This is a genomic window from Cytobacillus sp. FSL R5-0377, from assembly GCF_038004385.1.
Taxonomy (GTDB): domain Bacteria; phylum Bacillota; class Bacilli; order Bacillales; family Cytobacillaceae; genus Cytobacillus.
Map to the genome: position 1 here is coordinate 4,686,482 of NZ_JBBORA010000001.1, position 12,881 is coordinate 4,699,362.

General features: G+C 36.2%; 16 protein-coding genes. 9 read left to right on the forward strand and 7 right to left on the reverse strand.

What is annotated here, in order from left to right; all coding sequences use genetic code 11:
* Positions 1-103: 103 nt before the first annotated feature.
* Both NSQ49_RS23665 and NSQ49_RS23670 read right to left on the reverse strand, forming a co-directional pair.
* Positions 104-322 carry a hypothetical protein gene (locus NSQ49_RS23665; protein ID WP_159865461.1) on the reverse strand — a complete coding sequence of 73 codons (219 nt, stop codon included), beginning with the start codon at positions 320-322 and terminating at the stop codon, positions 104-106.
* A gap of 107 nt (positions 323-429) precedes the next feature.
* Complete coding sequence (locus NSQ49_RS23670) at positions 430-1,035, reverse strand: GAP family protein (RefSeq protein WP_251284940.1); 606 nt, start codon at positions 1,033-1,035, stop codon at positions 430-432.
* Positions 1,036-1,153: 118 nt separating this feature from the next.
* Between NSQ49_RS23670 and NSQ49_RS23675 the strand changes: the two genes are divergently transcribed.
* The 6 genes from NSQ49_RS23675 (at position 1,154) to NSQ49_RS23700 (ending at position 5,427) form a co-directional block, all read left to right on the forward strand.
* The gene (locus tag NSQ49_RS23675; RefSeq protein ID WP_251284941.1) at positions 1,154-1,744 is read left to right on the forward strand and encodes a TetR/AcrR family transcriptional regulator; all 591 of its coding nucleotides are present in this window, start codon (positions 1,154-1,156) and stop codon (positions 1,742-1,744) included.
* A gap of 338 nt (positions 1,745-2,082) precedes the next feature.
* Entirely contained in the window at positions 2,083-2,289 is a 207-nt protein-coding gene (locus NSQ49_RS23680; RefSeq protein ID WP_251284942.1) for a helix-turn-helix transcriptional regulator, read from the forward strand.
* A gap of 2 nt (positions 2,290-2,291) precedes the next feature.
* Complete coding sequence (locus NSQ49_RS23685) at positions 2,292-2,720, forward strand: hypothetical protein (protein ID WP_251284943.1); 429 nt, start codon at positions 2,292-2,294, stop codon at positions 2,718-2,720.
* A gap of 17 nt (positions 2,721-2,737) precedes the next feature.
* The gene (locus NSQ49_RS23690) at positions 2,738-3,280 is read left to right on the forward strand and encodes a small multi-drug export protein (RefSeq protein WP_251284944.1); all 543 of its coding nucleotides are present in this window, start codon (positions 2,738-2,740) and stop codon (positions 3,278-3,280) included.
* 294 nt (positions 3,281-3,574) lie between these two features.
* On the forward strand, positions 3,575-4,411 hold the full coding sequence (locus NSQ49_RS23695; protein WP_251284945.1) for a sialate O-acetylesterase: 837 nt from the start codon (positions 3,575-3,577) through the stop codon (positions 4,409-4,411).
* A gap of 674 nt (positions 4,412-5,085) precedes the next feature.
* Entirely contained in the window at positions 5,086-5,427 is a 342-nt protein-coding gene (locus NSQ49_RS23700) for a YxeA family protein (protein ID WP_251284946.1), read from the forward strand.
* Between the two features lie 213 nt (positions 5,428-5,640).
* On the opposite strand, the gene NSQ49_RS23705 is transcribed toward NSQ49_RS23700, so the two are convergent.
* From NSQ49_RS23705 to NSQ49_RS23720, 4 genes are all read right to left on the reverse strand, one after another.
* Positions 5,641-6,369: a MerR family transcriptional regulator gene (locus NSQ49_RS23705; RefSeq protein ID WP_251284947.1), complete on the reverse strand. Its 729-nt coding sequence runs from the start codon at positions 6,367-6,369 to the stop codon at positions 5,641-5,643.
* A 304-nt stretch (positions 6,370-6,673) separates the two neighbouring features.
* Positions 6,674-7,678 (reverse strand): DUF3231 family protein, encoded by a 1,005-nt coding sequence (locus tag NSQ49_RS23710; RefSeq protein ID WP_159865485.1) that lies wholly within the window; start codon positions 7,676-7,678, stop codon positions 6,674-6,676.
* Between the two features lie 506 nt (positions 7,679-8,184).
* Positions 8,185-8,700, reverse strand: a complete 516-nt coding sequence (locus tag NSQ49_RS23715; RefSeq protein ID WP_159865488.1) for a cupin domain-containing protein — start codon at positions 8,698-8,700, stop codon at positions 8,185-8,187.
* 32 nt (positions 8,701-8,732) lie between these two features.
* Positions 8,733-9,137 carry a hypothetical protein gene (locus tag NSQ49_RS23720; RefSeq protein ID WP_159865491.1) on the reverse strand — a complete coding sequence of 135 codons (405 nt, stop codon included), beginning with the start codon at positions 9,135-9,137 and terminating at the stop codon, positions 8,733-8,735.
* A gap of 590 nt (positions 9,138-9,727) precedes the next feature.
* Between NSQ49_RS23720 and NSQ49_RS23725 the strand changes: the two genes are divergently transcribed.
* Entirely contained in the window at positions 9,728-10,198 is a 471-nt protein-coding gene (locus NSQ49_RS23725; protein ID WP_251284948.1) for a geobacillin-26 family protein, read from the forward strand.
* Positions 10,199-10,409: 211 nt separating this feature from the next.
* On the opposite strand, the gene NSQ49_RS23730 is transcribed toward NSQ49_RS23725, so the two are convergent.
* Positions 10,410-11,645 (reverse strand): IS110 family transposase, encoded by a 1,236-nt coding sequence (locus tag NSQ49_RS23730; RefSeq protein WP_251171169.1) that lies wholly within the window; start codon positions 11,643-11,645, stop codon positions 10,410-10,412.
* Between the two features lie 345 nt (positions 11,646-11,990).
* On the opposite strand from NSQ49_RS23730, the gene NSQ49_RS23735 reads away from it, so the two are divergent.
* Entirely contained in the window at positions 11,991-12,332 is a 342-nt protein-coding gene (locus tag NSQ49_RS23735) for a DUF3221 domain-containing protein (RefSeq protein WP_251174105.1), read from the forward strand.
* Between the two features lie 137 nt (positions 12,333-12,469).
* Positions 12,470-12,859: a hypothetical protein gene (locus NSQ49_RS23740; RefSeq protein WP_251157295.1), complete on the forward strand. Its 390-nt coding sequence runs from the start codon at positions 12,470-12,472 to the stop codon at positions 12,857-12,859.
* Positions 12,860-12,881: the final 22 nt, after the last annotated feature.

Sequence of the window (12,881 nt, forward strand, 5' to 3'; positions counted from 1 at the left end):
AGCAAGGCCCCCTTTTCCAAACGAGTGGGGCTCTTTTACTACTATTAATCAAATAATACATAGGGAGAAGTTCTCACTTTGTATTTATATTATTTTATAAAATTTATTTATCGGTGTTACTTGATGGTATTTTACGAGAATATAAAGCGATAATTCCTCCAATAACAATTAATAGAATGTCGATAACGATTTCAAACCCTTGAAATGCACCAATATAATTTACTAAAAACCAGCTTTTTCCGCCATTAGTCAAATGATTAATAAATCCGCCTACACCTTGAATAAGGAAGAGCAGACTAACTCCATTAATGATTTCTTTCATGATGAACACCTCTTACTTTCTTTTAATTTAATATGCCTCTAAGTCCAATATTGAAAAAAATTGCTCCTGCAACACCTGTTGCGGCCAGGAGTGAAGAAATAGGAGCTTCATTTAATTTGAATTTGGATTTTATTAAGTAATTGCTGAAGCCTCTCTTTAAACCTACAATTAATCCCTAACAATAGCAGAGAAGGAAGAATCATGATCAGATTGTACCCAATGATTATAAAGACAGAAGGTGCAGTCTTGATATCTAGATGATTCATTAAAAAGATTGAATAAAAATAAGGCAAAGCAGTTACAAATTCAATTAGGAAAACAACCATTCCCACTACAATCATCCCTTTAAGGGTTATATTATTAGAGATAATTGAAATGAAACATTTCTTTGTGGATTCTTGTGGTTTACTAAAATTTATTATTGCAGGAACAGCACCCAATAGGATATAAAACCAATTAATAAAGTCAAATTCTGATAATTGTTCTACCTTCTTCAAGAGTGAATTTCCACCAAAGTAAAGCAGCAAACCTAATGTAATATACCCTAACTGTGTAATAAACAAAAAAACAAGCAAACGTGAAGATAATTGATTCGGTTGTGACAATATCATATAAGCTGTTACAGCAAGTACTCCAGGGCTTAATATATCAATGAATGCACAAATGGAAATATACATTAGGGTTGTCGATAAATCTATGGATGAAGAAGGCATCAATAGTTCATTGTTTCAAACATATCAATAGTACCCTTTCTTAAAAGGTGGTATTATAATAACACACTGTGTTAAAAATATAATAACACACCGTGCTAAAAAAAGGAAGTGTTTTATCATGCCAAGAATCGTTAATCACGAACAAAAACGGAAAACAATCGCCGAAGCAGCATGGAATATTATTAAGGAAGAGGGGGTTGAAAGTGCATCTATACGCAGGGTTGCAGCAGAAGCAGGGATGTCTGCAGGAGCGTTAAGACATTACTTTTCTACTCAAGACGAAATGTTATTGTTTATCATGAATTACTACTTAGAGGAAGGAAAAAAACGTTCTCAAAACAAAGAGTGGTCGGAAAAACCATTGCGGGCAGTAGAAGAAGTACTATTAGAGCTTGTACCAATTGATGACGAAAAGAAGGCTGAAACGAGTGTCTGGTGGATATTTGCACTGCGTTCACTTACAAGTGATACATTAAAAGAAAAGAAAGATGAAATGACTAACGGTACATATGAATTAGCGAAATCAATGCTCGAGATCTTAGTTCTAAAGGGGATTTTATTGGATTCCATTAATGTTGAATTAGAAAAAATAAGGCTATCGGCATTGATTGACGGATTGTCAATCCATGCTTTGTTAAGACCTGATGTGTATACTCCGGAAAAGGTAAAGGAAGTAATTCGGACTCATTTAGAAACACTTTGCAATTAAAATCAATGGAGTTAATTAGTGGAAGTTATTAACTCTTTAAATATCTTAACTTAAACCTTATATTTTACAAACTGGCGCTTCTCAGAAATGAGGAAAAGCGCCTTCTTCATGAAAAGGACCAGATTGATGAGTAACAGCTGTTTTGTAGTAATGCGATTTGTGGTGGCAGACTTTTTAAAGGCCAGGGCACTTCATTATCTATCATTGCACCAGGCTTTGAATTATGAGTAACTACGATATATGCTATGAATTCTTAACAAAATGACAAATATGTTTGACCTAATGTAAAGAATACTTTACAATAAAGAAGAAGGACATGGTAATAGGGGATGTTAAATATGCTGAGGAATAGAGTGAAGGAATTAAGAGCGAGGCATAATTATACACAATCTGATTTAGCTAAATTGGCTGGTGCCACCCGTCAAACCATTGGCATGATTGAAAAAGGGGACTATGCACCCTCTGTGCTGTTAGCATTGAAAATCGCTAAAGCACTGCATGTCGATTTAGAGGAAGTGTTTTGGATTGAAGGGGAGGAGGAGTGATCATGGAACGGTTTTTGCGTTCACCTTTTACAATGAGCGTGTTTCTGATTGGGCTTGCGGTCATTTATTCAATGAGCATCGTTTTAGAGCAGCGGAATTACATGACAACAATGATTTTTATTGCTTATGCTATTTTTGTCATCATCTATTTCGGAACAATGGTTTATTTTAACCGTAAGTACCCAGACCGGAAGATTCGTATTCTTACCTTCATCCCTTATGAACTGAAGGAGGAAGATGAAGGACATCAATATATTACGTATCGGGCTTGCCGAAAGGTGTATATTTATTACTATTTTGCAATACCGGCAGCAATTGTTGCGGTGACACTGTTTAGAGATGTCGAGCTGCTCCCTGTCATCGCTTTGACTATACTTGGCATTGGGCAGTATTTTATTTTTTGGTCGGAAGTTAAAAAACTTTATGAATAAAGGGGAGGACGTGTGAAATGATTTTATCATATATATTTGTATTTCTTTTGGCAGCAATTCCGTTATTTGAACTTATAACTGTGATTCCATTGGCTATCATCGGTGGTTTATCGCCAGTACTGACAGCGATAGTTGCCTTTTTAGGGAATGCTCTGACAGTGGTTTTGTTAATTGTTTTTGTGGATCAAGTGAAGAAATGGATGAAAAAGAGAAAACAAAAGAAGCGTATGCAAGATGTAATGCATGTGGAAGAAGTTGCAGCAGCCCAAGCAGATGCTGAGGGCATGGAAGAGTCGAAAAAAAGCAAGCGTGCCCGTGCACTTTTTGACAAATATGGCTTACCCGGCTTAGCGATCATTGGCCCTTTTTTCGTGGGATCTCATATATCCGCGTTTATGGGTATGAGCTTTGGTTCGACAAGAAAGAGGGTAACCGGCTGGATGCTGGCCAGTTTATTCCTTTGGACAGTCATTATCTCTGTAGCTGCAAGTTATGGAATCACCTATTTTATGCCTCATGTCGAAGAAGATGGTTTTTTAGTCCGCCTATTCAGCAACTAATACTTCATAGGCAGACCAGTAAGATCCTTCATACTAATACAGTTATTGGGCGCTTTTGCATTGAAAGTGTCCTTTTTGCTTAGTAAATGTTCACCCGGGTCGGAAATGGCTTCATTCTGCATGGTAGAGTGATAAAGAAAAGGGCAGTATACTTTCTAGGGTACCTAGTAAAATTGTATTGTAAAAATGCGGTTTGATGTATTACATTGAAAGTCTAAAAGATGTACAAATGCGGTGAGCAATTCAATATCATGCCTAAATTGAATTAAAACTCGGAAAAAGAAAGGATCCCATATGAAGTCTATACTATTAATCGGACAATCCAACATGGCTGGCAGAGGATTTTTGAAAGATGTGCCTCCAATTTATAATGAAAACATTAGTATGCTGCGAAACGGAAGATGGCAGATGATGGCGGAGCCAATAAATGTTGATCGCCACGTAGCTGGTGTTGGGCCGGCAGCCTCTTTTGCCGAGGCCTGGACAGAGGATCATCCAGGCGAGAAGATCGGGCTTATTCCTTGTGCAGAGGGAGGCAGTTCTATTGATGAATGGGCCATTGATGGAGTATTAACAAGACACGCGATTTCTGAAGCAAGATTCGCAATGGAAACAAGTGAACTAGTGGGAATCCTGTGGCATCAGGGTGAAAGCGACAGTTACGGAGAACGTTATAAAACATATGAAACTAAACTGCTTTCATTGTTTAAACATTTGAGAGAAGAATTGAATGCAAAGGATATTCCTATCATAATAGGTGAGCTGGGACATTATCTGGGACAGTCGGGATTCGGGAAAAGTGCGGCAGAATTTAAACAAATAAACGAGATCTTATCTAAAGTGGCTCATTCCGAAAAGAATTGCTATTTTGTAACCTCAAAAGGCTTGACGGCAAATCCAGATGGCATACATACTGATGCTGTTTCCCAAAGGAAATTTGGATTAAGATATTATGAAGCTTTTTCAAAACAAAAGCATGTTTTAGATAGTTTGGATAGAGAAGAGGAATGGATCGAAAAGGCAGCAAAGCGTGAACTGACGAAAAATGAACGGATTTTTGCAGAAAGTACGAAATTTGCATTAGGAGAAATGAGCTTTGAGGAGTTTTCAAATGCTGTCTCTCATAAATAAAATTTAAATATAGAAGAGAGCTTACCTGTAAACTTAAAGGGTTCCGTTTTGAGGTGCTTTTCTAAAAATATGCACCGAATTGACAGTTCTTTTTGACATCTCCAATGGCTATAATAGAGCAAAACTCGCCCCAAAACTGGGCGAGTTTTCTTTGTTATAGATTCCGGCTCTTTTTAAACAAAATCACTTTATAGTTTAAGTTCAACATTACTCCCTTAATGTGCAGGGATAAATCAAAAAACGTCTTCTTACCTAAGAAAACCGTCCAATTGGGGAATGGCTATTTAGAATGCATGACATACCTGGACTGATAATATTTGGAAGGTTATCAGTTTAATGATTTATTTTAATTTCTCTGTCTCTTCGCAAAGTATAGCTCGGCTTCGGGCTATATCAATAATGCCCCGAAAAGTGCTTATCTTACAACAATGTAATGTTTATGTAATCCAAATCGATAGGAAGAATACCCGCTATTTTTTATAATGAAATCATCAAGTAGTTAAAAGAAAGGAGAGGACAGTATTGAAAAAGCTATTCGAACTCCTGTTTGCGATTGTTGTAGTCCTTGTAGATGGAAAGCGGGCGGCCGCTGAATTAAATGATCAAATCTGCTAAGGTTTTTTATTCTTGGATGCGCTCCATCCACAAAAAATAGATAAAGGGGAAGATTATTAATGAAAAGTTTTGTTGGGGTTTTATTTGCAATCGTTATTTTGATTGCTGGATTGTTTATTATTGTTCCAAAGGAAGACATGGATCATTTTAACCCATTAGTAGCTAAAGACGAAGTGTATGTACAGATTAATGAGGAAGCTGTTCCAAAGGGCAGCCGATATGAGTATACACTGATCGGATATAACGAAGAAGGCGAAGAAAAGGAAATTACGTTTGGCTCCGGGAAAGTATTAAGGGAAAATGCCTTTTTAAAAGTAGAAGTGAAAGGCTCCTTCGTAGATGAGTGGGAAGAGGTGCAAGCGGGGGAACTGCCAGCGAAAGCAGCGGCAAAACTTAAGTAGGAATTATGACAAGCGGGCGCATTCATAAAAAGGAATGCGTCTTTTATTGCAAAGGCTGTTTTGATAAAGTTTGTTGCTTTTTCAAAGCTGTTTTAATTTGCTGAGTTGATTGGAACAAAAATCAACGGGCGGACTTCATAAACAAAAACAAGAATCTTTTTAAAAGAACCATTATAAAAGGCTATAGCGGAAAGCCATAGCCATTATTGGACATTATTTTTTATTTTTATCCGCATATACAGCCATAGCGTCACACATGAATTGTGCTAAGCCTTCACCAAATTTGTCAATATTCTTCGTGAAGCGCTCGTCATCAACATACATTTGCCCCAATCCCTTGAATGCATCAAGAGAGTAGTTCCCCAACTTATTTAAGAATTGATACCACTCTTTAATCCCTTCTTGAGCTTCTTTGGAATCTGGTGAGAGATGGCGAATGGAGGCAAGGCTGCGATAAATGTCGTTGAACCTTTCCTGATCGAAAGCCGTCATGTTTTTCGCTTTTTCATTTGCTTCATCAACTGCCTTGTCACCCCACCTTTCTCTTGCTTCTTGTTCATATGGGTTATGGCTAAAGTCAAAGCCTTCGAACTTTTCCTGTTTAGACATTTGTATTTCTCCTTTCGAATGTTGGATGGTTTTTTCAATAGTCCCGATCATCTTTTCGAGCCGTCTCTTTTTCTCGAGAAGCATCTTATGCTGCATGATCAGCGCTTCCTCCCGGTCAAAAGAAGGACTATCAATGATTTCCTTGATTTTTTTCAAAGGGAAGCCGAGCTCTTTAAAAAATAAGATTTGCTGCAGGGTCTCGAGATTCTCGTCAGAATAAACCCGATAACCGGCCTCAGTGGTTTCATCTGGAGTTAATAACCCAATTTCATCATAATGATGCAGTGTGCGCACACTAATTCCCACTAATTCAGCTACTTCCTTTACTTTCATCGTGTTTCGCTCCCTTCACTAGTTACTATAAAGTATCCTGTAACGTGAGAGTCAATATGATTTTTTAAAAATATTAAAAGCAGTTACAGAATTCATGTTGTCTGAGTAAATTCATTGGGTGGAAAAGGTGGGGGGACGTTTATAGCAAGGGTATCTCTTGATTCTGTTGCAAGCAAAAAGACCTCTTTTTCGAGAGGTCTATGTTTTATACTTCAATAATCCGGGAATTCACCGGAAACCATTAGATGGATGTTTTTACTGAAAAATAAGAACGTAACTTGATCTTATTTAACCTCAATATGAGTTAGGATTCAGAAAGCTTATTTCGGTCAATGGGCTGAGGCGGCTGCTCCATCCAGCCTCGTTCAATCAAAAGTTTCAGTCCTTCTTCACCGTACTTTAAAACTTCAGTAGTAATTAAGGAATAATGGAGGGCTACATCCTTCCGCATGGTGACAGATAATGCATCCGCAAGTGCTGACACAGCAATTTGGTTAGCAGTAGCTATTATAAAAAGCACTAACCTGTCAGAAAACGGAGAAACTGTTGAATTCGTTACTTCCACAGGCAATGGGAAGCCAGTATAATGATTACTTTCATTCAATAATTTTTCAAACGAATCCACTTGCTTTTCAGCCAGTTTTTTTCCTTTTAATAAATAATTCTTTATTTCCTTATCTTTGGTTACCTGTATTAATCCCATTAATAGGATTAACCCAATAGCATTTCTTTCAATTTCAACAAAAAGCTCGGATATTTCAATCGAATTTAGAGGTCTTTTTTCACCAAACCAGGTAGATAGTATTGATGGCCGTTCCTGAATGTATTGAACATTCTCCGGATATTCCATGCTTGGAGCCCGATCGAGTATACCTTTTGAGAGCATAATGCCTAATGCTTTCTGGTGTATTTCTGTCTCACGGTACAGACACTCTTTGAAAAATTTATATAAATCTAATCGCGTAACTCTTTGTATAACATTTGCATAACTAGGGATAATAACCTGCCCTCCGCGATAAAGGAAGCTTAATGCGAAATATTCTGTATATAAAGGAGGAGCTGATAAATCAATATCTTTATCTGAAAACCCATCTGGTATTGGGAACCCTTCTTCTTTGAATATGTATTCGATTTTTTCAATAATCGATTCAACTAAAGCCAAAACCTCTTCAATGATTGACTTTATTTTCTTATCTTGAAGATGCTGCTGAAAATGTTTGTAAAAACATCTTACTGCAGTGTTTGACTGGTATATTTTCCAAAGAGCTGCGATTTCAGCCGTTGTTAATTTTACTTTACGTTCTTCCATATATAAACACCCTCCTAGTGAATAGTATGTCTAAAAGGGATGATAAAAATAACTCCAAACATTTATGTGTTGGATGACTTGTTCTACTTCTCCGTTACGATTGTGTCGTATATATTGCCAGCCTTTATATTCGAGTATAAAGAATGAGAAGATTAAACCTAAAATCAATCTACCTAAAATTGAAATCCAACCTTTTTTCATTGTTACACCCCTTAATTTAGGCATAAAGGAACCGACAACAAATTATTTGGGAATTATGATAATTTCAGTTTATTATAGTTGGTTTTTGTTGAGAACAGGCAACTTTAAACAATCATTTTAGTTACTGTCATATCGTCATGGTCAGCTAATCGAAGGGGAAGTGAACTCTGTTAAGAATGCATCATTAATCTCGAAGGAAACTAAGTTTATAGTTCACTATCGGGTAATTTTGATCACACGTGAGTTGTCTAAAAATACTTCTTATAAAACGTCATAATGCAAGTTATTATGAACTGCATTTATCGCTATTCAGGAATCTTTTCATAGGCTAACTTCAAAATAATTTCCTTATGCTGAGGATATTTGGATAAAAGGTCTGCTTGTGTGAACATTTCAAAATCCTGAAATTCAAAGCCTGGAGAAACCATACAGCCTGCTAAAGAGAATGTATCTTCCTCCATAATAGAGGAACCAAAGATTGAATTTTTCGGCACTAAAGCTTGAGGTACTTCTCCATTATCAAGATTTAACCCTAATTTCATTTCTTCATATTCACCATTTTCGGTGATGACATGAATGGTTAATGGACTTCCGGCGTGAAAATACCATAATTCATCCGACTTCAATCGATGAAAGTGGGACACATCATTGGAAGTTAACAAGAAATAAATGCTTGTATAAAGCTTGCGGGTTCCCTCGAATTTCACAGACAATTCCTGATCTGACGTACATTCCTCTGAGTGAAAGGTTCTTTTATAATATCCTCCTTCTGGATGAGGAGTTAGTCCAAGCTTTGAAACCCAGTAATGTTCATTCTTCATCTTACATGCTCCAATCCCTAAATTCAGTTTTATTAAAAGTCATTATATTTTTTGAATTTTGAAGGCCATTTTTTCTTTTTTAAGTACTTTTCATTAAGTACTAATATCTTCCCGCTCTCAGCAGGTATGTATTTTTTATACACAGATTTATATTTTTCAAATGCCAGGTGACCTAAGAAATAAATCGGTAAGATCATGAATAGAAGGGTCAGCAGCTGCAGCAGCCAATTGTAATTCTCGCCAAAGATATAAATCGTCAATACGGCATCTGCTACAATGGAAACCATAAAGGTGATAAGTATATTACATATATGAAAAGGGATCATATTATGCTTTTCCCGAAACATTTGCTCCAGTTCATTTTTGATAAAAAGGGTCGTAAATACTGATATCACAATGACAAAAAGCGAAATAAAGTATGTAAGAACAGTATTCATGATTTCCGCACGCTCCTTCAATTACACTGGAAGAAAAATCTGATGCTTTATAACCTATACTATCGGTTTTTGATGAGAACCTCAATGATAGATAGGATTTTAGATTTTCTTGTATTGTTCATAAATCCCAAAATAAAAGTTTTCCTTTGAACTTGAAAAAGTAAATAGTAATGAATGGACCAGAAGAAGTCAGTTCCATTTAAGATTAACAGCACGAAAGAGGAAGTCCGGGAGGCAATCATTAATGATGATAAGCATATTTAACTTATACACCTGAAAAAAATAAAGGGCTGCGTTTTCGGCTGATAAATGGCAAAAAAAATGACCTGTGAATTGGCACACGTCCTTTTCCTTATTTCGGTTTTTAGCCTCTTTCATCATTTTTGACATAGCAATTGACATCATATTCTATGTTGGACAATAAGTATTGTCCTCTTAAATGCAGTGCAAAAATAGCTGTCAATTTTCAATGCCACATGAACTGCCGGCAATATCATTTTCCTTATTCAACAAACGGGGCAGGTTTCTTTAAGAGGGGATTAAACATATTGTAGTGTCATTATTGTGAATGAGATATGGGGGATATGCAATTGAAAGAGAAGTTTTTAGTAATGTTTTCTATGTTAATTTTACTTTTCATAGTAGTTGTTCCAATTGTATTTGCGAGTTCACCTTTTGTTATTGGTGAAGAAAAGGCAGGGGGCTATCAATACACTGTAATAAAAGAACAAAATTCATTTACTTGGAAAATTGGTCACCAAGGCAACATATCTACTATTGTAGAGAATATGGATAATAAAGAGGATTTGGAGCATTTTAGAACCGCTGTTGAGGATGTTAACATGGATATATTTGAAATAATACTATCTGCATCCTACTTTTTAATTGTTGTTATAACAACGCTAATTTTCTATAAGAAGACCAAACAAATACCTAAAAGTAGTGGTGCAATTATTGCTATACTTGCAGGAATTGCAGTTTACTATACAATAGAAAATTCTATTAACCTAAATACTGCATTACAGGATGCGAAGTTTTATTATTCGATGCTAACCAGTTAAAAATTTATATTCCACTAACGGGTGCAAGCGTTGAAGATCCAGTTAGGACCGGCAGAACATTTTTCTTATTCGACTAAACCAGCTAATAGTTTGTCAATATTTTTCAATAAAAACTTAAAATATCTCATGCTATACTAAAAATGTGCATGCCAAATAACCTTCCGTTATTCTGGTTTTGGAAGGTTTTGTGTTATTTAGTTTATTTTTGGTTCTAAGCTAAATCTTGGAAAGTGGTTCTGTTCTTTAAAAGGGCAAATATCCAATGTAAGAGTTTATTTACGCATGCAATTACAGTTACTTTAAAGGGTTTTCCTTCGCCACGTTTCTTGTCGTAAAACTCTCGCATTTTCTTGTTGCGAGGGATGATTTCATCCGTTGTTTTCTTTTTACGGCAATCACGAATCGCACAACGAACAGCCATATATAAGGCGTGACGAAGCCTACTTGACCCTCGTTTTGTAATTCGATTCTTTGTGGCTGTAAACTTACCAGATTCGAATACACTTGGATCAACTCCAGCGAAAGCTACCAGCTTTTTAGGATTAGTAAATCGATCTATCTCTCCAATTTCTGAAATAATCGTTGCAGCGATTTTTTCCCCGATACCAGGGATAGATTTGATAATATTATATTCTTCAATTTCTTTAGCGAGGGCATCTATCTCCGACTCCAACTTTGATAGGTGCTCTTTGTATTGAAGAATCATATTAATATACATACCAAGGCTTAAAATATGACTCTGGTAGACTGTCTTTTCAAAAGGGTTACGAGCTGCCGCAGCCTTAAGTTTAATCGCACTTTCTTTTGCCCACCTAATTGATCGACTTTTACATAATTCATGTATCTTATCTGTAATTGTTTCTTCACTTGCTTTAATAATATCCTCGGAAGAGGGGAACTCTGAAAGCGTTAAGAGTGATACCACCGAATATAAATCTCCAAAAACCCCCTTATATTCTGGAAACACTTGTTCAAGAACAGCTTGAAATTGAAGCTTCGTTTGAATTGTTACTCCAGTAATATTTTCATGCTGTCTTGTAAGATTTCGAAGGTTTAATAATTGAACACCTCTCTTTTTATAAGGCTCTAACTCCTCTTTGTAGAATAACTCACAAAGAAGATAGGCATCTACAGCATCTGTCTTTACTTTTCTTAAACTTGAGCCTCTTGCCTTGTATGAAATCAACGGGTTGATAATAATCAATAAATAACCTCGTTCTTCCAAATAATGAACAACAGGAGTTTGATAGTGCCCAGTAGCTTCTAGAATGATTGAAGGCTTCTTACCAGACTCTTTTTTCACATCCTCCAGAAACGATACAAGATAACTTAGCCCTTCAACTGTATGAGATACTTTAAAACTCTTTCTGAATGGTTTGCCTTTATCTAAAAATGCTTGAACTTGACTTTCCCCTTTTGAAATATCCAGACCAACGACTGGATTCATTCTAAATCCTCCTCCTAAACATGTAATTTACCAGTACCCCTAATTTCTCCTTGCAGTGTCACAGCTTCGCTTGTTATACGAGATCAAAGTCCCAACCAGCCTCAATCATGTTTCTACAAGTAGGGGGCGAACCGTTTAGCTGACGGGGTCTAAGCCCCACGAGCAGTTACGTTCTACCCTGGCTACTGATATAATAAGACCCAATAAAAAAAGGTCAACCAGAAATATTTAGCATTCTGGCTAACCTTATAATACGAACGGGCAGTTTAGTAAAAGAGGAATCTAAGGATAGGAGTTGAAATACTCATATAATTGAAATCAAGGGAGTGAATAAATGGGTTAGCTATGAAAAAACTAGTGATACTTTTGGTAATTCTATTTGCAATTATTATCCTTGGTGACCTCGTTAATAAAATCGGTGCAAATGAAAAAATGACAGTAGAAGGATATATCCTAAATAAAGAAGGAGTATGGTATTTGATTACAGATGAGGACTTTGATGTTAAAACTGCTAAGGAACAATCAAATCAAGAATTCATCCGAAGCTATGGAGGAATTTATAAATTAGATAGTGTTCCATTTTCTTTTTCCCCGTATAAAGACGGTCAAAAAATGAAGGTTTGGTTCGGTGAAGTATTGGAATCACATCCTGCCAAAATAAAGGTTCTTAAAGTCGAGAAGAAATAATAGGGAAAGTGGTTAAAGAATGATTTCTTGTTTAACTAAAGGGGCAAGTTTGTTGAAGAAGCTAATCCAAAGGTAAGTTCAAATGCTTAGGAACTTATGATAAGTGATAAGCGTCTTGTTAGAAAGGAGGTAATGAATTGAAAAAGGGTGGAATGATTTTAGGTTTATTTATAGCCGTTATTGCAGTGTTCGTATTTGTAAATAAATTGCATTACCCTTCTCTTCCGATAGCTGATACGTCTGCAAAAGAAGCGATTGATATACTGAAAGAATCGGAAAGTAAAATAGCAGAAATTGCAGTAGAAGGCGATTCTATTTGGTATATCACAAGTAGTGAGAACCAAGGTGTTTCGATTGCTGATGAAAATATAAAACAAATGATTAGTTCAAATGGATGGGAATTTAAAGAAAGAGATGGTGCTGGTCTGTTCTTTGAAAAAGACGGAAGGATATTAATTGCTACCACTCAAATGTGGACTGGAAATTATGTTCTCGTTAAAATCCCAGGTAATTTCAAAAAATCTTGAGAGGCTTTTTATTAACCTATCG

Coding starts and splice junctions, on each gene's coding strand:
- NSQ49_RS23685 (WP_251284943.1), top strand. CDS start 2,292: ATGGAACGGTTTTTGCGTTCACCTTTTACAATGAGCGTGTTTCTGATT.
- NSQ49_RS23675 (WP_251284941.1), top strand. CDS start 1,154: ATGCCAAGAATCGTTAATCACGAACAAAAACGGAAAACAATCGCCGAA.
- NSQ49_RS23720 (WP_159865491.1), bottom strand. CDS start 9,137: ATGAATACTGTTCTTACATACTTTATTTCGCTTTTTGTCATTGTGATA.
- NSQ49_RS23715 (WP_159865488.1), bottom strand. CDS start 8,700: ATGAAGAATGAACATTACTGGGTTTCAAAGCTTGGACTAACTCCTCAT.
- NSQ49_RS23735 (WP_251174105.1), top strand. CDS start 11,991: ATGAAAAAACTAGTGATACTTTTGGTAATTCTATTTGCAATTATTATC.
- NSQ49_RS23680 (WP_251284942.1), top strand. CDS start 2,083: ATGCTGAGGAATAGAGTGAAGGAATTAAGAGCGAGGCATAATTATACA.
- NSQ49_RS23695 (WP_251284945.1), top strand. CDS start 3,575: ATGAAGTCTATACTATTAATCGGACAATCCAACATGGCTGGCAGAGGA.
- NSQ49_RS23705 (WP_251284947.1), bottom strand. CDS start 6,369: ATGAAAGTAAAGGAAGTAGCTGAATTAGTGGGAATTAGTGTGCGCACA.
- NSQ49_RS23730 (WP_251171169.1), bottom strand. CDS start 11,645: ATGAATCCAGTCGTTGGTCTGGATATTTCAAAAGGGGAAAGTCAAGTT.
- NSQ49_RS23665 (WP_159865461.1), bottom strand. CDS start 322: ATGAAAGAAATCATTAATGGAGTTAGTCTGCTCTTCCTTATTCAAGGT.
- NSQ49_RS23670 (WP_251284940.1), bottom strand. CDS start 1,035: ATGCCTTCTTCATCCATAGATTTATCGACAACCCTAATGTATATTTCC.
- NSQ49_RS23710 (WP_159865485.1), bottom strand. CDS start 7,678: ATGGAAGAACGTAAAGTAAAATTAACAACGGCTGAAATCGCAGCTCTT.
- NSQ49_RS23690 (WP_251284944.1), top strand. CDS start 2,738: ATGATTTTATCATATATATTTGTATTTCTTTTGGCAGCAATTCCGTTA.
- NSQ49_RS23700 (WP_251284946.1), top strand. CDS start 5,086: ATGAAAAGTTTTGTTGGGGTTTTATTTGCAATCGTTATTTTGATTGCT.